Source organism: Candidatus Pantoea formicae (assembly GCF_011752625.1).
In the GTDB taxonomy this organism is placed as follows: domain Bacteria; phylum Pseudomonadota; class Gammaproteobacteria; order Enterobacterales; family Enterobacteriaceae; genus Pantoea; species Pantoea formicae.
In genome coordinates this window covers 14308-35844 of sequence record NZ_VWXD01000012.1, presented here as the reverse complement: position 1 = coordinate 35844, position 21537 = coordinate 14308, and the positions used below count along the sequence as shown (strand labels likewise).

At 54.9% G+C, this 21537-nt stretch carries 17 protein-coding genes; 6 read left to right on the top strand and 11 right to left on the bottom strand.

The annotated features are described in order from the left end of the window. Nucleotides 1–202 precede the first annotated feature (202 nt). Nucleotides 203–1399 (top strand): multidrug efflux MFS transporter EmrD, encoded by a 1197-nt coding sequence (gene emrD, locus F3J38_RS23225; protein WP_167142605.1) that lies wholly within the window; start codon nt 203–205, stop codon nt 1397–1399. Here emrD and glpX read toward each other — a convergent pair. From glpX to F3J38_RS23210, 3 genes are all read right to left on the bottom strand, one after another. Then, the gene (gene glpX / locus F3J38_RS23220; protein ID WP_167142602.1) at nt 1389–2399 is read right to left on the bottom strand and encodes a class II fructose-bisphosphatase; all 1011 of its coding nucleotides are present in this window, start codon (nt 2397–2399) and stop codon (nt 1389–1391) included. The genes emrD and glpX overlap by 11 nt on opposite strands. A 98-nt stretch (nt 2400–2497) precedes the next feature. Further along, nucleotides 2498–4009 carry a glycerol kinase GlpK gene (gene glpK / locus F3J38_RS23215; RefSeq protein WP_167142599.1) on the bottom strand — a complete coding sequence of 504 codons (1512 nt, stop codon included), beginning with the start codon at nt 4007–4009 and terminating at the stop codon, nt 2498–2500. A gap of 29 nt (nt 4010–4038) precedes the next feature. Further along, complete coding sequence (locus F3J38_RS23210) at nt 4039–4887, bottom strand: MIP/aquaporin family protein (protein WP_167142596.1); 849 nt, start codon at nt 4885–4887, stop codon at nt 4039–4041. Nucleotides 4888–5308: 421 nt separating this feature from the next. Here F3J38_RS23210 and zapB point away from each other — a divergent pair, with 421 nt between their 5' ends. Then, nucleotides 5309–5548, top strand: a complete 240-nt coding sequence (gene zapB, locus F3J38_RS23205) for a cell division protein ZapB (RefSeq protein ID WP_034823745.1) — start codon at nt 5309–5311, stop codon at nt 5546–5548. A gap of 53 nt (nt 5549–5601) precedes the next feature. Here zapB and rraA read toward each other — a convergent pair whose 3' ends face one another. The 6 genes from rraA to priA form a co-directional block, all read right to left on the bottom strand. After that, nucleotides 5602–6087, bottom strand: a complete 486-nt coding sequence (rraA, locus tag F3J38_RS23200; RefSeq protein WP_039328319.1) for a ribonuclease E activity regulator RraA — start codon at nt 6085–6087, stop codon at nt 5602–5604. 152 nt (nt 6088–6239) lie between these two features. Next, entirely contained in the window at nt 6240–7577 is a 1338-nt protein-coding gene (gene hslU, locus F3J38_RS23195) for an ATP-dependent protease ATPase subunit HslU (protein WP_167142593.1), read from the bottom strand. A gap of 5 nt (nt 7578–7582) precedes the next feature. Then, the gene (gene hslV, locus F3J38_RS23190; protein WP_071845580.1) at nt 7583–8119 is read right to left on the bottom strand and encodes an ATP-dependent protease subunit HslV; all 537 of its coding nucleotides are present in this window, start codon (nt 8117–8119) and stop codon (nt 7583–7585) included. Nucleotides 8120–8324: 205 nt separating this feature from the next. Beyond that, a complete protein-coding gene (gene ftsN / locus F3J38_RS23185; RefSeq protein WP_167142590.1) occupies nt 8325–9215 on the bottom strand; it encodes a cell division protein FtsN in 891 nt (296 codons plus the stop codon). A gap of 176 nt (nt 9216–9391) precedes the next feature. Continuing rightward, nucleotides 9392–10465, bottom strand: a complete 1074-nt coding sequence (gene cytR, locus F3J38_RS23180; protein WP_370661737.1) for a DNA-binding transcriptional regulator CytR — start codon at nt 10463–10465, stop codon at nt 9392–9394. Between the two features lie 124 nt (nt 10466–10589). After that, nucleotides 10590–12788, bottom strand: coding sequence for a primosomal protein N' (gene priA / locus F3J38_RS23175; RefSeq protein WP_167142587.1), 2199 nt, complete (start codon nt 12786–12788; stop codon nt 10590–10592). A 222-nt stretch (nt 12789–13010) separates the two neighbouring features. On the opposite strand from priA, the gene rpmE reads away from it, so the two are divergent. Further along, a complete protein-coding gene (gene rpmE, locus F3J38_RS23170; RefSeq protein ID WP_167142584.1) occupies nt 13011–13226 on the top strand; it encodes a 50S ribosomal protein L31 in 216 nt (71 codons plus the stop codon). Nucleotides 13227–13302: 76 nt separating this feature from the next. Here the strand turns inward: rpmE and metJ are convergent, their stop codons facing one another. After that, nucleotides 13303–13620, bottom strand: coding sequence for a met regulon transcriptional regulator MetJ (gene metJ / locus F3J38_RS23165; protein ID WP_034823729.1), 318 nt, complete (start codon nt 13618–13620; stop codon nt 13303–13305). A gap of 277 nt (nt 13621–13897) precedes the next feature. Between metJ and metB the strand changes: the two genes are divergently transcribed. The 3 genes from metB (at nt 13898) to metF (ending at nt 18604) form a co-directional block, all read left to right on the top strand. After that, nucleotides 13898–15058 (top strand): cystathionine gamma-synthase, encoded by a 1161-nt coding sequence (gene metB, locus F3J38_RS23160; RefSeq protein ID WP_167142582.1) that lies wholly within the window; start codon nt 13898–13900, stop codon nt 15056–15058. A 2-nt stretch (nt 15059–15060) separates the two neighbouring features. After that, entirely contained in the window at nt 15061–17493 is a 2433-nt protein-coding gene (locus F3J38_RS23155) for a bifunctional aspartate kinase/homoserine dehydrogenase II (protein ID WP_167142579.1), read from the top strand. A gap of 214 nt (nt 17494–17707) precedes the next feature. Further along, on the top strand, nt 17708–18604 hold the full coding sequence (metF, locus tag F3J38_RS23150) for a methylenetetrahydrofolate reductase (RefSeq protein ID WP_167142577.1): 897 nt from the start codon (nt 17708–17710) through the stop codon (nt 18602–18604). 236 nt (nt 18605–18840) lie between these two features. Here metF and ppc read toward each other — a convergent pair whose 3' ends face one another. After that, nucleotides 18841–21492: a phosphoenolpyruvate carboxylase gene (gene ppc, locus F3J38_RS23145; protein WP_167142575.1), complete on the bottom strand. Its 2652-nt coding sequence runs from the start codon at nt 21490–21492 to the stop codon at nt 18841–18843. Nucleotides 21493–21537: the final 45 nt, after the last annotated feature.

The window sequence follows — 21537 nt, the reverse complement described above, 5'->3', positions numbered from 1 at the left end:
CTCAACGACAAATGGTGCGCACTCCCTATCAACTGTAGCGGCCGAGTTACGACCCGGTACGTATTCTTGACACCTTAAGTGACATCGCTTTGTACTCCCCTCTCGATTTGTCACTGAATCCTGATATTTTTGCCGCCATTAATCGCCAGCAGCCTTTTTTAGTGCTGCTTTTATTTTGTTTCTCAGGCAGACATTTTGTTCCATGTTGAAGAATAAATCACAAAACCGCTTCCTGTTATTCATGCTGATCGTGCTGGTGGCGGTCGGACAGATGGCGCAAACCATCTACGTACCCGCCATGGCGAACATGGCCGAGGCACTCAATGTGCGTAGCGGCACCATGCAACAGGTGATGGCCGCTTATCTGATGACATATGGCGGATCGCAGCTGATCTATGGCCCACTGTCAGACAGCTTTGGCCGCCGTCCGGTGATCCTGGTGGGCATGACGATCTTTGCCGTGGGGGCGTTGATCGCTATGTTCGCACCGTCCTTGCCGATACTGGTATTGGGTAGCGCGGTGCAGGGGTTAGGTACAGGTGTGGCGGGCGTCATGGCACGCACCATGCCGCGTGATCTCTATTCCGGTATTGCACTGCGTCAGGCTAACAGCTTGCTCAACATGGGCATTTTGGTGAGCCCGCTATTGGCGCCGGTGATAGGTGCACTGCTGACGCATCTGTTTGGATGGCATGCGTGTTTTGCCTTCCTGTTGTTGCTTTGCGTGGCAGTCACGGTCTCCATGGCGCGTTGGTTGCCGGAGACGCGCCCGGTCGATACGCCTGCAACGCCGTTCCTGCGTCGTTACGCCACACTACTCAGTGACGGTAACTTCATGCGTTATCTGCTCTTGCTGATTGGGGCACTCGCGGGGATTGCGGTGTTTGAGGCCAGCTGTGGCGTGCTGATGGGCGGTGTGCTGGGGCTTGACGGGCTGACCGTCAGCATTCTGTTTATCCTGCCGATTCCAGCGGCATTCTTTGGCGCATGGTTTGCCGGGCGCGAGCAGAAATCGTGGCACACGCTCATGTGGTATGGCGTAAATAGCTGCTTGCTGGCGGGCTTGCTGATGTGGATTCCGGCTTGGTTCGGCGTGATGAATATCTGGACGCTGCTGGTGCCTGCTGCGCTGTTCTTCTTCGGTGCCGGAATGTTGTTCCCGCTGGCCACCTCCGGCGCGATGGAGCCATACGCATGGTTAGCCGGCAGCGCGGGGGCGCTGATTGGCGGGTTGCAGAACTTAGGTTCTGGCGTGATAGCCTGGCTGTCAGCGCTGCTGCCACAGCACGATCAGTCGAGCCTGGGCATGTTGATGTTCGTCACATCACTGGTGATGCTGCTGTGCTGGTGGCCGCTCTCACGCCATCCGGAGAGCGGCAAGCAGGCGATTACAGGATAAACTGATGCAGCGCCGCGTCTTTGCGATCGAGATAGTGGATCGACTGGATGCGGCGGATGGTGCGTGATTTGCCGCGCACCAGCAGGGTTTCACTGGTGGCGATGTTGCCGTTACGCGTGATGCCTTTCAACAAGTCACCGGTGGTGATGCCGGTGGCCGCAAAAATCACGTTATCGTTGCGTGCCATCTCTTCCAGCTTCAACACTTCCCCGGCTTTGATGCCCATCTCCGCGCAGCGTTGCAGCTCGTTTTCGCCAAGACGACGATTTTCTGCGTTATCGCCTTTGACTTCATGACGTGCCAGCAAACGTGCCTGCATGTCGCCATCCATCGCGCGGATCACCGCTGCCGACACCACGCCTTCCGGCGCGCCGCCGATGCCGTACATCACATCCACTTCGCTATCCGGCATGCAGGTCAAAATCGACGCGGCGACATCGCCATCCGGGAAGGAGAATACGCGCACGCCAAGCTGTTGCAGCTGGGCAATGACTGCATCATGACGCGGCTTGGCCAAAATCGACACCGTTAGCTGGCTGAGCGGTTTACCCAGCGCCACGGCGATGTTTTGCAGATTGGTTTCCAATGGTTGATTCAGGTCGATGGCGCCACGCGCGCCGGGACCCACAATCAGCTTTTCCATGTACATATCAGGTGCGTGCAGGAAACTGCCCTTATCGCCGACCGCCAAAACCGCCAGCGCGTTGGCCTGGCCCATCGCCGTCATGCGTGTGCCTTCGATCGGATCGACAGCGATATCCACCGCATCACCACGGCCGGTACCGACTTTTTCACCGATATACAGCATCGGCGCTTCGTCGATTTCGCCCTCACCAATCACAATCTGGCCGTCGATATCGATCGTGTTCAGCATAATGCGCATGGCGTGAACGGCAGCGCCGTCGGCCGCATTTTTATCGCCGCGTCCTAACCAGTGATAGCCCGCTAATGCAGCGGCTTCGGTCACACGGGAAAATTCAATCGCGAGTTCTCGTTTCATGGTTGCACCTGATAAAAAACAGGTAGGCAGTGTAGCACGGGGGAGGAAGCAGGGCGGGGAGAAAAACCCGCAGCAGAGTGCTGCGGGTCTGAAGCATGTTACTCAGCGTCTTCCCAGGCTTGCGCACGTGCCACGGCTTTTTTCCAGCCTGCATAGCGCACGTTACGCTCGGTGGTTTCGATGCTTGGGCGGAACTCACGCTCAACTACCGCTTTCGCACGCACTTCCTCCAGATCGCTCCAGAAGCCGACAGCCAAGCCTGCGAGGTAAGCCGCACCCAGCGCGGTGACTTCACGCACTTCTGGACGCTCAACACGCGTGCCGAGAATGTCTGACTGGAACTGCATCAGGAAGTTGTTGGCGACGGCACCGCCATCGACACGCAGTGATTGCAGACGCGTTCCTGCATCATTCTGCATGGCTTCCAGTACGTCACGCGTCTGGTAAGCAATGGACTCCAGCGTTGCGCGGATAATGTGGTTAGCATTCGCTCCGCGTGTCAGGCCGAAGATGGCACCACGTGCATACGGATCCCAGTAAGGCGCACCCAGACCGGTAAACGCAGGCACCATGTAAACGCCGTTGGTGTCTTTCACTTTCAAAGCGAAGTATTCAGAGTCAGTGGAATCACTGATCAGCTTCATCTCATCGCGCAACCACTGAATAGAGGCACCACCGATAAATACGGCACCTTCCAGTGCGTAGTTCACTTCACCACGTGGACCACAGGCGATGGTCGTCAGTAAGCCGTGTGTTGAGGTTACGGCTTCGGTGCCGGTGTTCATCAACATGAAGCAGCCAGTACCGTAGGTGTTTTTCGCCATACCCGGTTGAACGCACAGCTGGCCATACAGTGCAGCCTGCTGGTCGCCCGCAATACCCGCGATTGGAATACGCGTACCGCCTTTACCACCAATGTTGGTCTGGCCGTAAATTTCAGAAGAGCCTTTCACTTCCGGCAGCATTTCGCGCGGAATATCCAGAATCTCCAACATGCGCTCATCCCACTTCAGTTCGTGGATGTTGTACATCATGGTACGCGAGGCGTTGGTGTGGTCAGTGATGTGAACACGACCTTGAGTCATTTTCCACACCAGCCAGGTATCTACCGTTCCGAACAGCAGTTCGCCACGTTTTGCACGCTCACGCGCACCTTCAACGTTATCGAGGATCCACTTCACTTTGGTGCCTGAGAAGTACGGGTTAATCACCAAACCCGTGGTGTGCTGGATATACTCTTCCAGACCCTCTTTTTTCAGCTTGTTACAGTAGTCCGCAGTACGTGGATCCTGCCAGACAATGGCGTTGTAAATCGGCTTACCGGTCTCTTTATCCCATACAATGGCGGTTTCACGCTGGTTGGTAATACCAATCGCCGCGATCTCATCAGAACGGATGTCAGCATGTGCCAGTACTTCAACCAACGTCGAGCTTTGTGATGCCCAAATGTCCATTGGGTCATGCTCAACCCAGCCCGCTTTTGGGTAAATCTGGGTGAATTCACGCTGTGAGACGGCGACAATGTTCGCGTCATGATCCAGAACAACGGCACGAGAGCTGGTAGTGCCCTGATCGAGCGCGAGAATGTATTTTTTATCAGTCGTAGTCATTTTATTTTCCTGATGATTAACGATGAAACTTACGCTTTACGCTGCTCAGCGCGGGCGACCGGTTTTTCTGCAGTGCTGGTTTCCACCACACTGACAGGCAGATGGCGGCCAATCAGTGAACGGTAACCGAAGGCGCCGAGGCAGGCACCGACTAATGGGCCAAAGATCGGCACCAGGAAGTAAGGAATATCCTTACCACCGGTAAAGGCGACTTGGCCCCAACCTGCGATGAAAGCAAACAGTTTCGGACCGAAGTCACGCGCTGGGTTAAGTGCGAAGCCGGTCAGTGGGCCCATTGAACCACCGATAACGGCAACCAGCAGACCAATGAGCAGCGGAGCCAGTGGACCGCGTGGCACGCCGTTGCCGTCATCGGTCAGCGCCATGATAACGGCCATTAATACTGCAGTAATAACCATCTCAACCAAGAATGCCTGACCTACACTGATATGTGGGTTCGGATAGGTGGAGAAGATGCCGGCCAGGTCGAGACTCTGCACGCTGCCACGCACCATTTGATGGCTGGCTTCGTAGTCAAAGAACAAATTGTAGTAGAGGCCGTAAACCAGCGCTGCCGCACAGAAGGCACCGGCAACCTGCGCCAGGATGTAAGGCAGAACTTTACGGCCTTCGAAGTTGGCGAACAGGCACAGCGCGACCGTAACGGCCGGATTCAAATGCGCGCCTGACACACCTGCGCTGAGATAAACTGCCATGGAGACAGCCAGACCCCAGATGATACAAATTTCCCACTGACCGAATGCGGCACCCGCCAGTTTCAGTGCAGCAACACAGCCTGCACCGAAAAAGATAATCAAACCGGTGCCGAGAAACTCGGCTATGCACTGACCTTTAAGTGTGTTCGTTGTCTGACTCATAATGGCATTCCTGAAGCGAGGTTAAATTTTATCAGTTTTTGTTCTCAATCCATGAGTCACCCAGCTCTTATGTAGGGCTGTTGTGAATTTATCGTTAACGAGCATAAACGAGAAATAGCGAAATCAAAATATGTGTACTGCGTCATAAAAATGCGCGTTTTCGCGTCTTTTACCTTTCTTTAAGGGCCATTAACCCTGCTTTACCTAAGTCCAATATCGTGACCGCGCGCAAAAATGCGCGAACCTGAGCGTTTTTTTAAGCATTAACTGAAAAGTGTTACAGACTGCCCTTGCAGGCCTTGCGCCGCTGGACTTGCGGGGTTTGGCTACATACAATCGGGACATCGTGGCTGGACGCACCATAACAAGGCAGTCCCAGCACCATCAACGCCTTGCAAAAGATTTAGGAGAGGTCAGAAAGATGTCATTTGAAGTGTTCGAGAAACTGGAAGCGAAAGTACAGCAGGCGATTGATACCATCACTCTGCTGCAGATGGAAATCGAAGAGCTGAAAGATCAGAATAATACGCTGCGTAACGAAGCCAGCCAGGCTTCCGGCAACCAAGATGCCCTGGTGCGTGAAAACCAGCATCTGAAAGAAGAACAGCACGTGTGGCAGGAGCGTCTGCGTGCACTGTTGGGAAAAATGGAAGAGGTTTAAGCGCCTATGCTTAAACCCATAACGGGTGCTGCGGCACCCGTTTTTGTTGTGGCTTACTCGATATCGAGTGCGTCTTCCGACAGAATGATGCCGGTATTATCGGCATAAAGATGGTCGCCAGAGAAGAAGGTCACACCGCCAAAGTTAACGCGTACGTCACTTTCACCAATGCCCTCTCCCGCTGCACCCACTGGGATCGCGGCAATCGCCTGAATGCCGATTTCCAGCTCTTCCAGATCGTCAACTTGACGCACTGAGCCGTAAACCACCAATCCTTCCCACTCATTTTGTGCCGCGAGACGTGCCAGTTGTGCATCCACTAATGCACGACGTACTGAGCCACCGCCGTCGATCACCAGCACACGACCCCGACCATTCTCTTCGAGCAAATCGTAGAGCAGGCCGTTGTCTTCGAAACATTTCACTGTGGTAATTTGCCCACCGAATGAGGTGCGTCCGCCAAAATTCGAAAAAAGCGGTTCAACCACGTTCACTTCTTCATGGTAGATGTCACAGAGTTCGGAAGTATCGTATTTCATGAGGGTATCGTCTGTTTGCCACAGGAGCGGTAAGTATATCGCTATCTGGCGATTGTTGGCAAAATCATCAGCCACCAAAAAAAGCGCTGCATCAATATCCTGCGTAAAAAAATGCCCGGCACAGTGGCCGGGCATCATGGGCAGTTGGACGATTACAGAATAAAGCGGCTGAGATCTTCGTCGGCCACCAACACATCCAGATGCTTACCGACATATTCTGCATCGATGGTGATGGAGTCACCGCTACGATCGCTGGCGTCGTATGAGATGTCTTCCATCAGACGCTCCAGCACCGTGTGCAGGCGGCGAGCACCGATATTCTCGGTGGTCTCGTTCACCTGCCATGCGGCTTCGGCAATGCGGCGAATACCATCCTCGGTGAAATCAACGTTCACACCTTCCGTACCCATCAGCGCTTTGTACTGTACGGTCACTGAGGCGTTTGGCTCGGTCAGAATGCGTTCGAAATCATTCACGGTCAGCGCTTGTAGCTCTACGCGAATCGGCAAACGACCCTGCAGTTCTGGAATCAGATCTGATGGGCTAGCCACCTGGAATGCACCAGAAGCAATAAACAGAATGTGGTCGGTTTTCACCATGCCGTGTTTGGTAGAGACGGTACAGCCCTCTACCAGCGGCAGAAGATCGCGCTGCACGCCTTCACGTGAAACATCAGGGCCGCCCGAATTTTGACCGCCACGCTTACAGATTTTATCGATTTCGTCGATGAAAACGATACCGTGCTGTTCAACCGCTTCGATGGCGTCCTGCTTCAGCTCTTCTGGGTTCACCAGTTTTGCCGCTTCTTCTTCAATCAGCAGCTTCATCGCTTCTTTGATCTTCAGCTTGCGCGCTTTCTGCTTCTGGCCGCCGAGGTTTTGGAACATCGACTGCAACTGGCTGGTCATCTCTTCCATGCCAGGAGGTGCCATGATTTCAACGCCAGCGGAAGAAGCGGCCAGATCGATTTCAATCTCTTTGTCATCCAACTGGCCTTCACGCAGTTTCTTGCGGAAAGACTGGCGCGCAGCAGAAGGTTCAGCGGTGTGTTCTGCCTGGCCCCAGTTGTTCTTGGCCGGCGGGATCAGCACATCCAGAATGCGCTCTTCAGCCATCTCTTCAGCACGGTATTTGTTCTTCTCGATCGCCTGGCTGCGCACCATCTTGATGGCAGAGTCAGTCAGATCGCGAATAATCGAGTCCACTTCTTTACCGACGTAGCCCACTTCGGTGAATTTGGTGGCTTCGACTTTGATGAAAGGCGCGTTGGCAAGCTTAGCCAGGCGGCGAGCGATTTCGGTTTTACCTACACCGGTCGGGCCAATCATCAGAATGTTTTTAGGCGTCACTTCATGGCGCAGCTCTTCGTCGAGCTGCATGCGGCGCCAGCGGTTACGCAGCGCAATAGCGACTGCCTTCTTTGCGCCGTCCTGGCCGATGATAAAGCGGTTAAGCTCGCTGACAATCTCGCGGGGAGTCATCTCAGACATGATGTTTAGTCCTTAGCCTTAGACGGTAATTCTTCGAAGTTAATGTTGTGGTTGGTGTAAATGCAGATATCACCGGCAATATTCAGCGCCTTCTCAACGATATCGTGCGCACCAATGTCGGTATTCTCTAGCAGGGCGCGTGCCGCTGCTTGGGCGTAAGGCCCGCCAGAACCGATGGCAATCAGATCATTTTCAGGCTGAATGACGTCACCATTACCGCTGATGATCAGTGAGGAGTTTTCATCAGCCACCGCCAGCAGCGCTTCAAGGCGGCGCAGCATGCGATCGGTACGCCAGTCTTTTGCCAGTTCGACCGCTGCTTTCACCAGATGGCCCTGGTGCATTTCCAGCTTACGCTCGAACAGTTCAAACAGGGTGAAGGCATCTGCGGTGCCGCCAGCAAAACCGGCGATCACTTTGTCATTGTAGAGACGACGCACTTTCTTCACGTTGCCTTTCATCACGGTATTGCCGAGCGTAGCCTGGCCATCACCGCCAATCACGACTCGGCCGTTGCGTCGAACACTTACTATTGTTGTCACGGGCAGACCCCTTGTTGCAGTGGAATAGGAACATCGCGCACAGAGCGCGGAGTATCATGCAACCAGATATGGGGTAGGTTTGGAGGGTTTCAACCCCGAGATTTGTCTTACTTGAAATGGCGGGTGCGTTGGCGAGGTGCGTTCACCCCTGTGACTCACTGCCGTAAGCTCAGGGGATTCACGCACTTGCCGCTCGTCGAATGATTCAGGGTAGAGCGAGGGGGATACAGCTTCCGTGGCCGGAACTGTGCAAGCGTTTGACGGTGCTGTCAGCGCTGCTGCGGTCTTTGAACGGCCCGATAACCACACGATTCCAGCCACCGCTAGTCGTTATACGGCTTTCGAAACCTTCAAATGCCAGACCCGCGCGCACAGACTCCGCCTGATCGGTGCCTTTGAACGAACCACACTGCACCATCCAGCGCTGCGAAGTGGCTTTCTCTTCCGGTTTGGCTTTTGCGGTTTCCTGCGGTTTCGGCTGTTGCACCGGCTCGCGGGTGATTGGTGCCGGTTGTTGTTGCTGACGCGCGGCCTGCTGTTGCTGAACCTGCTGTTGGCGCTGCTGCTGTTGAAGCTGTTGCTGCTGACGCTGTGATTGCTGCTGCTGAACCTGCACTTGCTGCTGACGCTGCAACGTTTGCTGGCGCTGTGCTGGGGTCTGCTCGTTCCACGGCACTTCATTCAGCTGCGTAGGTTGTTGACGCATATCCGCCTGCATCTGCTCAAGCAGCTGGCGTTGCTCATCCGTCAGCTGTGTCTGCGATTGCACGCCGCCGCCTGCAGACGGCTCGGTGGGCGTCGGCACAGTGATTTGACGGTTTTCCAGCTCTTTGATGTACTTCCAGCGCTCTTCCGGCTTAGGCGGAAGGCCGTTGCCGTTGGCTTTATGATTCGGGATAACCTCGGTCTCTTCTTTCTTGTGATGAGAGATGAACCATAAACCACCGGCAAAGGTGACCAGCACGGCCACAGCCAGTACCATCATCAACTTAGAAGTGCCGGAGCCGCCTTTGCTTTTCTTGCTGCGGCCCGCTGCGGGTTTTTTGCGACGCGTCCCTGTTGAACGCCCGCGGCCTACATAATCTCTCTGTGCCACTTTCGTTCTGATACCCTTTTAAAAAATGCCAATGGGCGAATACCCGAAAACAATGGGTGTAAAAGTACTGTTAAATGCCCGGCAACGAATGCGTCATGTTACTCAAGGGCTGGAACTTTGACCAGCAGAGTCTGCCTTCAGAATCTGCTGAAAATGCAGGGGGCCGCTGATTATTTTTAGCGTTTTGTGGCCGGAGCCGTACTTCCACGCACACGTAATTCCGCGTCCAGCAGGCGTGAGCCGTTATTGACGCGTTTGCCCTGCAACTCGTCCAGCAGCAGCAGCATGGCTTCACGGCCAATGGCAAAGCGCGGCTGTGCAACGGTGGTTAAAGGAGGATCGTAATATTGCGCCAGCTCGATATCGTCAAAACCGACCACGGAAAGATCCTGCGGAATGCGCATGCCGAGTTTTCTTGCCTGATTCATGGCGCCTAGCGCCATTAAATCGCTGTGGCAGAAAAGGGCCTTCGGCGGTACAGGCAGACTCATCAAGTGTTTGAGCGCATTGGCACCCGCTTCAAAGGTGAAATCGCCATGGACAATCATCGTGGGATCAATGGCAATGTTGCTGCGGCGCAGCGCCTGAATATAGCCCTGTAAACGGTACTGGCTCAGCGGGATATGCTCTGGCCCGGTAATACAGGCAATTTGGCGATGGCCGAGCTGCAACAGATGGTTGACCGCCTCAAACGCGGCAGTCAGGTTATCGATGTGCACGGTCGGCAACGCCATTTCAGGTGCAAATTCGTTACCCATCACCATCGGGGGCAGATTGCGTTGTTCTTCAATACCCGCGTCAAAGGGCAGTTGCGAACCGAGTAGCACCATGCCGTCGATCTGGCGCGTCAGCATCAGGTTGAGGAATGTTTTTTCCTGTTGATCCTGATGCGCGCAGTCGCCAATCAGCACCAGATATCCCTCTTTTGCCGCCGTGACTTCAACGCCACGGATGATTTCGCTAAAGAAGGGGTCGCAAATGTCCGGCACAATTACCAGAATCGTTTGTGTTTCGCCACGTTTGGCATTGCGCGCCAGGCCATGTGGCGCATAGCCCACATCAATCACTGCCTGATCCACCTTCTGCCGGGTAGCAGCCGAGACTTTTTCTGGATTCATCAGCGCGCGAGAAACCGTCGCGGTTGAGACGCCCGCTTTCTCGGCCACATCTTTCATGGTGGCTGCGGATGAGGGTTGCTTCTGGTCCAACGTATAACTCCTGACGCGGTACAGCGCATTGATTTCAGACATTGCCGGGCTTCAGCCGGGACGGGCACTATTGATAACCCAACGGTGGCTGAGGTTGTTACTTAATTTGCATAAAAATTGTGACTTGTGCGACTTTTTTCGATCTGGCTCGCAGATGCAGAGCGGCTTAGCTCTCGGTGGGATCGATATCCAACGTCCATTTGACTTTGCGCGCAGCCGGCAAGGTGGCAATCAGAGGTAACGAACTGCTGAGCAGCTGTTGCAGGCGTTTGCGTGAAGGATGCTGCAACAGCAGTTGCCAGCGCCAGCGTCCACTTCTTTTGGGGGCCAGTGCCGGCACCGGCCCCATCAGCCACATGGCTTCATCTTTTAACGGGCTGGCTTCCAGCAAATTGCGCAATTGCGTCAGGAATTCAGCTGCCTGGGCGTTGTCCATGTCCTCAGCGCGGAACAGTGCATGGTTTGTCCAGGGCGGAAGTTGGACGGACTGCCGCTCCAGCAGCGTTTCTTCAGCAAAAGCGAAATAACCGCGATGCAGCAGTGTCTGCAATAACGGGTGCTCTGGGTGGTGGGTTTGCAGCAGCACTTCGCCCTGTTTGCCTGCACGTCCCGCACGGCCCGCCACTTGGGTGTATAGCTGAGCAAAGCGCTCGGCAGCACGGAAATCAGCGGAGAACAAGGCGCCATCCACATCCAGCAGCGATACCAGCGTGACATCAGGGAAATGATGGCCTTTGGCCAGCATCTGCGTGCCCACCAGAATGCGTGCGCCGCCGCGATGGACATCAGCCAGATGCTGCTCCAACGCGCCTTTACGGCTGGTGGTATCGCGGTCAATACGCGACACCGGGACGCCGGGGAAGAGGGTACTGAGCTGCTGTTCCAACTGTTCGGTGCCCACGCCCACCGGCATCAGATGTGTGGAGCCGCAATTCGGACACTGATTGGGCAGCGGTCGCTGGCTGTCGCAATGGTGGCAGCGCAACTGGCGATGATGCTGGTGCAGCGTGTAGTAACTGTCGCAGCGCTGGCATTCTGCTAACCAACCGCAGTCATGGCACATTAAGGCCGGTGAGAATCCACGGCGGTTCAGGAATAGCAGTACCTGATTGTCGGCCTGTAAGTGCTGACGCATTTTACCCAACAGCGCAGGCGCAAGACCGCCTTTCAGCTGCTGGCCCTTGAGATCGATGAGCTGCTGCAGTGCGGGTTTGGCGTTACCGGCACGTTTGGTGAGATTGAGCTGACGATATTTTCCGACGCGGACATTGTGCAGGGTTTCCAGCGCAGGGGTGGCGGAACCCATAACGATGGGAATGTTCTCTTCATGGGCGCGGAACACGGCTAAGTCACGTGCCTGATAACGCCATCCTTCCTGCTGCTTGTATGAGCTGTCGTGCTCTTCATCAATAATGATCACGCCCGGACGTGCCAGCGGCGTGAACAAGGCGGAACGTGTTCCGATGACAATGGCCGTTTCGCCGCTACGCGCGCGTAACCATACCGCCAGGCGTTCGCTGTCATTGAGTGCGGAGTGCAGCACATCGATGGGGGCATCAAAGCGTTCGCGGAAGCGAGCGATGGTTTGTGGTGTCAGACCGATTTCTGGAACCAACACCAGCGCTTGTTTACCTCGTGCCAGCACGTTCTCTAAGACGCTGAGATAGACCTCGGTTTTACCCGAGCCCGTAATACCGGCCAGAAGCCATGCAGCATAGCTGTCGTCTTCGCTCCGAATTGCGCCCACCGCCATCGCCTGATCGGTATTGAGACGTAGACGATCGCCCTTCACGGCGAAAGTGGTGCGCCAGTCATGCATCTGCGGCGCGTGTTCGCGCAAATCACATAAACCTTTGGCTCTCAGCGATTGCAGTGCCGCGTCGGTCAGGTCTTGTTCGCTCACCTGATGGCGATAAAGGGGCTGCTGGCGCAAGGCGGCCAGTGCTTGTTGCTGCTTTGGCGCACGCTTTAGGCTCTCCATCGCCACTTCGCGTCCGGTTTCGTTGACCACCCATTGCCAAAGCGGTGCTTCCTGGGCCGGTTTTCCCTGACGCAGCAGCACCGGTAAGGCATGGTTCAGCACTTCACCCAGCGGAGAGTGATAATAACCAGCCGCCCAGTTGAGGATGCGCCACAAAGCGGGGGAGAACAGGCTTTGATCGTCCAGCACGCTCTCAAGCTGCTTCAACTGCGCCACAGGCAGATCGCTGCTTTCCTGATGCTTCACCACAATGCCAATCATTTTACGGTTGCCAAACGGAACACTGACGCGCGCGCCGACGACGGGCTGCGGCGCATCGGCGGGCAGCAAGTAGTCGAACAAGCGAGGCAGCGGAACGGGCAGGGCAACCTGAACAACGGGCATGTCGATCTCTATCCGATTCTGTAATAAGGAGAAGTAGTGTACACGCTGATATCACTGCCGGGTATGACTGGCTACGATTTGCCAGGGCTGGTCAATTTCTGTATACTATGCCGCCTTTGATGAGAAGACTCGTCAAAGATACACTTAATTGTTCAACCGCGTGTGGTGCTGTGCAGGTTCGCCTGGCACGGAGAGCGACACGGCCTTTTATGAGGTTCTCCCATGAAACAAGGTATTCACCCGAAATACGAAGCTGTGACCATCACTTGCTCTTGCGGCAACGTGATCAACACCCGTTCAACCATGACTGGTACCCTGAACCTGGACGTGTGCGGCAAATGCCACCCGTTCTACACTGGTAAGCAGCGTGTTGTTGACTCTGGTGGTCGTGTTGATCGCTTCAACAAGCGTTTCAGCGTGCCAACCAGCAAGAAATAAGATTATTCGCCGTCGAATCTTCGGACTCGGCAGTAAGAAAAAACCCAGCCTCGGCTGGGTTTTTTTGTTTCTGGACTCAGTATTCCCAAGTGTCGGGATCGATGCCCATCTCACGCATAATCTGTTTGGCTTCTTCTGGAATTTCATCACTGCGTTCTTTGCGCAGATCGACATCATTCGGCAGAGGCTGCCCGGTGAAAGCATGCAAAAAGGCTTCACACAGCAGTTCGCTATTCGTGGCGTGACGCAGGTTATTCACCTGACGGCGGGTACGCTCATCCGTTAAAATTTTCAGCACTTTCAGCGGGATAGAAACTGTAATCTTCTTAACCTGCTCGCTCTTCTTACCGTGTTCAGCGTAAGGGCTGATATATTCGCCGTTCCATTCAGCCATGGGTTACCTTAATCAATAAAAGTTGAATATGGGGAAATCCGTTGATTATGCCCGATTTTTCGATGCCTGACCGCTCATACTGCCGGTTTTATGCTTAAACATCGCTTTTCACAGGAAAGCGCGCTGAACACCAGGCGATGACGCGTAATTTTAGCGGGTATTGGTCGTTTGCTCAATCTATACGCAAAGACATTTAGATGTCCAGATGTATTGACGTCTATGAGCTGAATGTTATTCTGTTGCCACTTCTTATTACTCTTCAGGAACAGTAAGCACCATGACGCGTAAACAGGCAACCATCGCAGTGCGCAGCGGTTTGAATGATGACGAGCAATATGGCTGCGTTGTCCCACCGATTCATCTCTCCAGCACCTATAACTTCCTCGATTTTAATGAGCCACGTGCACATGACTATTCACGCCGTGGGAATCCCACGCGTGATGTGGTACAGCGCGCGCTGGCGGAGCTGGAAGGTGGTGCAGGTGCGGTACTGACTAACACCGGGATGTCAGCGATTCATCTGGTGACCACTGTGTTCCTGAAGCCGGGCGATTTGCTGGTAGCCCCACATGACTGTTACGGCGGCAGCTATCGCTTGTTCGATAGCATGAACAAGCGCGGTGCCTATCGCGTGAAGTTTGTCGATCAGGGTGACAAGGTGGCACTGGCGGCGGCACTGGCGGAGAAACCCAAGCTGGTGTTAGTCGAAAGCCCAAGCAACCCGCTGCTGCGCGTGGTGGACATCGCCGGCATTTGCCAGGCGGTACGTGAAGCGGGAGCCATCAGTGTGGTGGATAACACCTTCCTGAGCCCGGCATTGCAAAATCCGCTGGCGCTGGGTGCCGATCTGGTGCTCCACTCCTGTACCAAATACCTTAATGGTCACTCTGATGTAGTGGCAGGAACGGTGATTTCTAAAGACCCAGCCATGGCGACGGAACTTGCCTGGTGGGCCAATAATATTGGTGTAACCGGCGCAGCGTTTGATAGCTACCTGCTGCTGCGTGGTTTGCGCACGCTGGCTCCGCGTATGGCGGCAGCACAACGCAATGCGCTGGCGATTGTTGATTACCTAAAGCAACAACCGCTGGTCAAAAAACTGTATCATCCGTCTCTGCCGGAAAATGCCGGACATGAGTATGCGGTGCGTCAACAACGTGGCTTTGGTGCGATGCTCAGCTTTGAACTCGACGCTGATGAAGCACGTCTGCGCCGCTTCCTGAAAGCGCTGCAGCTGTTCACCCTGGCAGAATCGCTGGGTGGCGTTGAGAGTCTGATTTCGCACACTGCCACGATGACGCACGCAGGCATGTCTGCGGAAGCGCGTGCGGCAGCGGGTATTTCGGAAACGCTGTTGCGTATTTCTGTCGGAATTGAAGATCACGAAGATTTAATCGCCGATCTGGATAATGCATTCCGGATCGCAGCCGAGGAGTAAGCATGACGAGTTCAGCAGGCGCGGGAACGCCTAACAAGCAGTTGCATAAATTTGGTGGCAGTAGCCTGGCCGATGCCCGTTGCTATCAACGCGTCGCCAGCATCATGGCGGATTACAGCCAGCCAGGCGATTTAATGGTGGTCTCTGCCGCAGGCAGCACCACCAATCAGCTGATTAGCTGGCTCAAGCTGAGTCAAAGCGATCGCTTATCTGCGCATCAGGTGCAACAAGCTTTACGGCGCTATCACAGCGAGCTGATCGCTGCGTTATTGCCTGCTGAATTTGCTGAGACACTGACAGCCGCATTTATTCGCGATCTGGAGCGGCTGGCAGTATTGCTTGATGGCGTCATTTCGGATGCCGTTTATGCCGAAGTGGTGGGGCACGGTGAAATCTGGTCGGCGCGACTAATGGCTGCGGTATTGAGCCAGCGTGATATTGAAGCGGCATGGTTAGATGCACGTGATTTTCTGCGTGCCGAGCGTGCTGCCCAGCCACAGGTTGATGAGGGGAAATCCTGGCCACTGCTGCAGGCGCTCTTGGCACAGCATCCGCATAAGCGTTTGGTCGTGACAGGATTTATCAGCCGTAGCGACGCGGGTGAAACCGTGCTGTTAGGCCGTAATGGTTCGGATTACTCCGCCACTCAGATCGGTGCGTTGGCGGGTGTGGGTCGTGTGACGATCTGGAGTGATGTGGCGGGTGTTTACAGCGCCGATCCCCGCAAGGTTTCTGACGCCTGTCTTTTGCCGCTGTTGCGTCTCGATGAAGCCAGTGAACTGGCGCGTCTGGCTGCACCGGTGCTGCATACCCGCACGCTACAACCCGTCTCCAACAGCGATATCGATCTGCAATTGCGTTGCAGTTACCAACCCGAGCAAGGCTCCACGCGCATTGAACGCGTGCTGGCTTCGGGCACGGGTGCGCGTATTGTGACCAGCCACGACGATGTGTGTCTGGTAGAGATTCAGGTTCCAGAAAACCACGATTTTAAAACGCAGCAGAAAGAGATCGATCTGCTGTTGAAGCGGGCGCAACTGCGTCCGCTGGCTATAGGCGTCCATCCTGACCGCCGTCTGCTGCAACTCTGTTACACCTCCGAAGTGGTGAACAGCGCATTCAGTCTGTTGCAGGACGCTGCGCTGCCGGGCCATCTGCAATTGCGCGATGGCTTAGCGTTGGTGGCTCTCGTCGGCGCAGGCGTGACGCGTAATCCATTGCACAGCCATCGCTTTTGGCAGCAAATCAAAGACCAGCCAGTGGAGTTTGTCTGGCAATCTGAAGACCACATCAGCATCGTGGCTGTACTGCGCGTTGGCCCAACACAGCATTTGATTCAGGGACTGCATCAGTCACTGTTCCGAGCGGAAAAACGTATTGGCTTAATGCTGTTCGGCAAAGGCAATATCGGTTCACGCTGGCTGGAGCTGTTTGCGCGTGAACAGGAAGGATTGTCGGCGCGTACCGGTTTTGAATATGTGTTGGCGGGCGTAGTAGACAGCAGCCGTAGCCTACTGAGCTATGAAGGGGTGGATGCTAGCCGTGCGTTGGCTTTCTTTGACGACGAAGCTGAAGCGCGCGATGAAGAGTCGCTGTTCTTGTGGATGCGCGCGCATCCGTTTGATGATTTGGTGGTGCTGGACGTGACCGCCAGCGCGCCACTGGCGCAACAGTATCTTGATTTCGCCAGCCACGGTTTCCATGTCATCAGCGCAAACAAAGTGGCGGGTGCCTCAAGCAGCCAGAGCTGGCGTCAAATTCGTGATGCGTTTGCGAAAACCGGGCGCCACTGGCTGTACAACGCCACTGTCGGTGCGGGATTACCCGTGAATCATACGGTGCGCGATTTACGTGAAAGTGGCGACAGCATTCTGGCCATCAGTGGCATTTTCTCCGGCACACTGTCATGGCTGTTCCTGCAGTTTGATGGCACGGTGCCGTTCAGTGAGCTGGTGGATCAGGCGTGGCAGCAAGGCCTCACCGAGCCAGACCCGCGCGTGGATTTATCGGGCCAGGACGTGATGCGTAAACTGGTGATTCTGGCGCGTGAAGCGGGTTATGACATTGAACCGGATCAGGTGCGTGTTGAGTCGTTGGTGCCTTCAGATTGTGAAGATGAGTCGATCGACCATTTCTTCGAGAATGCCGACGAGCTGAATACGCAGATGCTCGAACGTTACGAAGCGGCCCAAGAGATGGGCCTGGTGCTGCGTTATGTGGCACGTTTTGATGCGAATGGCAAAGCACGTGTCGGTGTAGAAGCGGTGCGTCCGGAACATCCGCTCGCATCACTTTTGCCGTGCGATAACGTCTTTGCTATCGAGAGCCGTTGGTATCGTGATAACCCGCTAGTGATTCGTGGGCCTGGCGCAGGCCGCGATGTGACCGCCGGTGCGCTGCAATCCGATATTAACCGTCTGGCACAACTGCTGTAACCGCACCCTCTTGCAGACGGCATTCGCCGTCTGCATTTTATCTGCCTTTCCTGTCATGAAACTCGTTCATGTTGATTGAATCTTTGTCACGGCTGTACATTAATTTTAAGTTGACGCTAAACCAATAATCGTTCATTTTGTGCGTCTGGACGTCTAAACGTATGGATGTTCGCAGGCCGCAAGTTAATCAATATGTGATGACGAGGTAATCTGGATGAGTTTCTTTCACGCCAATCAGCGCGAAGCGTTGAACCAAAGCCTGGCTGAGCTGAACGGGCAAATTAATGTCTCTTTTGAATTTTTCCCGCCGCGCACCAGTGAAATGGAAGAAACCCTGTGGAGTTCAATCGACCGACTGAGCATCCTGAAACCGAAATTCCTTTCCGTGACATACGGTGCGAACTCGGGCGAGCGCGACCGTACGCACAGCATCATCAAAGGTATTAAAGAGCGCACCGGTCTGGAAGCGGCTCCGCATCTGACCTGCATCGATGCAACACCTGATGAGTTACGCACCATCGCGCGTGATTACTGGGATAACGGTATCCGTCACATCGTGGCCCTGCGCGGCGATTTGCCACCGGGTAGCGGCAAGCCTGAGATGTACGGCGCTGATTTAGTTGAATTGCTTAAAGAAGTAGGCGATTTCGATATCTCCGTGGCGGCTTATCCGGAAGTGCATCCAGAAGCGAAAAGTGCGCAAGCTGACCTGATTAACCTCAAACGTAAAGTCGATGCTGGTGCTAACCGCGCCATTACGCAGTTTTTCTTCGACGTAGAAAGTTACCTGCGCTTTCGTGACCGCTGTGTGGCGGCAGGCATTGATGTAGAAATCGTGCCGGGGATTCTGCCAGTATCGAACTTCAAACAGCTGCAGCGCTTCGCCACCATGACCAATGTGCGTGTACCGGGTTGGATGAACGCGATGTTCGAAGGTCTGGATAACGATCCAGAAACGCGCAAAATGGTGGGCGCTAATATTGCGATGGACATGGTGAAAATCCTGTCACGTGAAGGGGTGAAGGATTTCCACTTCTATACGTTGAACCGTGCAGAGCTAAGTTATGCCATCTGCCACACGCTGGGTGTGCGTCCGCCTGCCTCGGCCTGATTATCTGAAATGGAATCACGAAGAAGAGGGCCAATGCGCCCTCTTTTTTATGGGCACTGGCTTACATAGTGGGAAGAGGCGGCAAATGGAGTAAAGCGTCGAGCGCCATGGATGGCGCCCGCCGAGCGATCAGGGACGAGACAGCGACTTTACGTAATTTGTCGCCTCTTCCCGCGACGCGCACCGCCCAAAGAAAAGGGGCACATTGGCCCCTTCATGATTAGCGTTTTCCGCAACTAGCCCGTATTACGCATACCCGCAGCAACACCCGCAATCGTCACCATCAGCGCTTGTTCAACACGCGCATCTGGCTCATCACCACGCGCTTCCTGCGCACGCGCACGATGCAGCAGTTCAGCCTGCAACACGTTGAGCGGATCGGTGTAAACGTTACGCAAGGCGATGGATTCGGCGATCCATGGCTGGTCAGCCATTAAGTGCGCATCGTTGGCGATGGTCAGCACCGCTTTAATATCGGCAGCCAGTTGATCGCGCAGCTGCTGGCCCAGCGGCCACAATGATTTATCCACCAGACGCTGATCGTAGTATTCCGCCAACCACAGGTCGGCTTTCGAGAACACCATCTCCAGCATGCCAAGACGCGTGGCGAAGAACGGCCACTCACTGCACATTGCTTCCAACTGATTCTGATGACCTTCATCCATCGCTTTCTGCAATGCCGCACCGGCACCCAGCCAGGCGGGCAGCATCAGGCGGTTCTGTGTCCAGGCGAAGATCCATGGAATCGCGCGCAGTGATTCAACACCGCCGGTTGGACGACGCTTCGCCGGGCGCGAACCGAGCGGCAATTTGCCCAGCTCTTGCTCTGGCGTTGCCGAACGGAAGTACGGCACGAAGTCCGGGTTTTCACGCACATAACCGCGATACATGGCGCAGGAATGGGCAGACAGACCGTTCATGATCTCTTTCCACTCGCGCTTAGGCTCTGGCGGTGGCATCAGGTTGGCTTCGAGAATTGCGCCGGTATAAAGAGACAAGCTGGCGATGGTGACTTCTGGCAAACCGTACTTGAAGCGAATCATCTCGCCCTGTTCGGTCACGCGCAGGCCGCCTTTCAGGCTGCCCGGCGGTTGTGACAGCAGTGCTGCGTGCGCAGGTGCGCCGCCACGGCCAATTGAACCCCCGCGTCCGTGGAACAGCGTCAGGGTAATGCCCGCTTTTTCACAGGTTTTGATCAGCGCATCTTGTGCTTCGTATTGCGCCCAGCTCGCCGCCATCACACCGGCATCTTTCGCTGAGTCGGAATAACCAATCATCACCATCTGTTTGCCGTTAATGAAGCCGCGATACCAGTCGATATTCAGCAACTGCGTCATCACGTCATTGGCATTGTTCAAATCGTCAAGCGTTTCGAACAGCGGTGCGACAGGCATTGCATAAGGAATGCCCGCTTCTTTCAGCAGCAGATGTACCGCCAGCACGTCTGATGGCGTTTTGGCCATCGAAATCACGTAGGAAGCGATGGAACCTTGTGGCGCTTCGGCCACCACTTTACAGGTATCCAACACTTCACGGGTATTGTCGCTTGGCTCCCATTGATGTGGCAGCAGCGGACGCTTGGAATTCAGTTCACGGATCAGGAATGCCTGCTTATCGGCTTCTGACCAGCTTTCATAATCACCGAGGCCGAGGTAACGCGTGACTTCAGCAATGGCTTCGGTATGACGTGTGCTCTCCTGACGAATATCGATGCGCACCAGCGGCACACCAAAGCACTTCACGCGGCGCAACGTATCCAGCAATTGACCGTTGGCGACAATGCCCATGCCGCACTGTTGCAGCGATTGGTAGATAGCGAACAACGGCTGCCACAGCTGATCGTTGGAGACCAGCAGATCCACTGGACGCGGCAGGCGCTCGCCTTTCAAACGACGGCCCAGATAGGCTTGCGTGGTCATCAGCTGGCTGCGGATGCGCTTGAGGATCATGCGATAAGGTTCCATGGCTTCAGGATCGCCACAGAGTTCACGGACTTCGTCGTTGCATTCTGCCATCGACAGCTCTGAGATCAGCACACTGACATCGCGCAGGAACAGATCGGCGGCTTTCCAGCGGCTCAGTTGCATCGCGTGGCGCGTGATCGGCGCAGTGACGTTCGGGTTACCGTCGCGGTCACCGCCCATCCATGAGGTGAATTGTACCGGCACAAAATCCACAGGCAGTTTGATGCCAAAGGTCTCTTCGACTTGCTCGTTCAGCTCACGCAGGAAAGCAGGCACGCCTTGCCACAGGCTGTTTTCAACCACGGCAAAGCCCCATTTGGCTTCATCAATCGGCGTTGGGCGATACTTACGGATTTCATCAGTATGCCAGGCTTGTGCCACTAGTTGACGTAAGCGGCGCATGATCTGCGTGCGCTCATAATCGGAGATATCGCTGTGATCGAGTTGCTGTAAGCAGCTGTTAACTTCGCCCAGCATGTGGATCAGCGTACGGCGCGTAATTTCGGTTGGGTGCGCGGTAAGCACCAGCTCCAGCGACAGTGATTCAATCGCTTGGCGGATGGCCGCTTCGCTCAGATCGCCTTGCTGTTTGAGGTGCTCAAAGGTTTTTTTCAGAAGCTCAGGGTTATTTGCACCCTCGCCGCTGCGGGAAATGGTTTGGTACTGTTCGGCCACGTTGGTCAGGTTGAGGAACTGGCTAAAAGCACGCGCAACAGGCAGTAACTCGTCATTAGACAGGTTTTGCAGCGTGTTCAGCAGTTCCTTACGATCGGTGTCATTGCCTGCGCGGGATGACTTAGAGAGCTTACGGATCGTCTCCACCTTGTCGAGAATGTTCTCTCCCAGTGCATCCTTAATCGTATCCCCGAGCAGTTTGCCGAGCATACTGACATTACTTCGCATTGCGGAATATTGTTCGTTCATTTGACCCTGACACCCTTATCGTCTTTAAAGTACCCTTACACCCAA

Excerpts from the sequence above, each read along its gene's own strand:
- emrD (WP_167142605.1), top strand. The coding sequence starts at position 203 with ATGTTGAAGAATAAATCACAAAACCGCTTCCTGTTATTCATGCTGATC.
- glpX (WP_167142602.1), bottom strand. The coding sequence starts at position 2,399 with ATGAAACGAGAACTCGCGATTGAATTTTCCCGTGTGACCGAAGCCGCT.
- glpK (WP_167142599.1), bottom strand. The coding sequence starts at position 4,009 with ATGACTACGACTGATAAAAAATACATTCTCGCGCTCGATCAGGGCACT.
- F3J38_RS23210 (WP_167142596.1), bottom strand. The coding sequence starts at position 4,887 with ATGAGTCAGACAACGAACACACTTAAAGGTCAGTGCATAGCCGAGTTT.
- zapB (WP_034823745.1), top strand. The coding sequence starts at position 5,309 with ATGTCATTTGAAGTGTTCGAGAAACTGGAAGCGAAAGTACAGCAGGCG.
- rraA (WP_039328319.1), bottom strand. The coding sequence starts at position 6,087 with ATGAAATACGATACTTCCGAACTCTGTGACATCTACCATGAAGAAGTG.
- hslU (WP_167142593.1), bottom strand. The coding sequence starts at position 7,577 with ATGTCTGAGATGACTCCCCGCGAGATTGTCAGCGAGCTTAACCGCTTT.
- cytR (WP_370661737.1), bottom strand. The coding sequence starts at position 10,465 with ATGTCTGAAATCAATGCGCTGTACCGCGTCAGGAGTTATACGTTGGAC.
- priA (WP_167142587.1), bottom strand. The coding sequence starts at position 12,788 with ATGCCCGTTGTTCAGGTTGCCCTGCCCGTTCCGCTGCCTCGCTTGTTC.
- rpmE (WP_167142584.1), top strand. The coding sequence starts at position 13,011 with ATGAAACAAGGTATTCACCCGAAATACGAAGCTGTGACCATCACTTGC.
- metJ (WP_034823729.1), bottom strand. The coding sequence starts at position 13,620 with ATGGCTGAATGGAACGGCGAATATATCAGCCCTTACGCTGAACACGGT.
- metB (WP_167142582.1), top strand. The coding sequence starts at position 13,898 with ATGACGCGTAAACAGGCAACCATCGCAGTGCGCAGCGGTTTGAATGAT.
- F3J38_RS23155 (WP_167142579.1), top strand. The coding sequence starts at position 15,061 with ATGACGAGTTCAGCAGGCGCGGGAACGCCTAACAAGCAGTTGCATAAA.
- metF (WP_167142577.1), top strand. The coding sequence starts at position 17,708 with ATGAGTTTCTTTCACGCCAATCAGCGCGAAGCGTTGAACCAAAGCCTG.
- ppc (WP_167142575.1), bottom strand. The coding sequence starts at position 21,492 with ATGAACGAACAATATTCCGCAATGCGAAGTAATGTCAGTATGCTCGGC.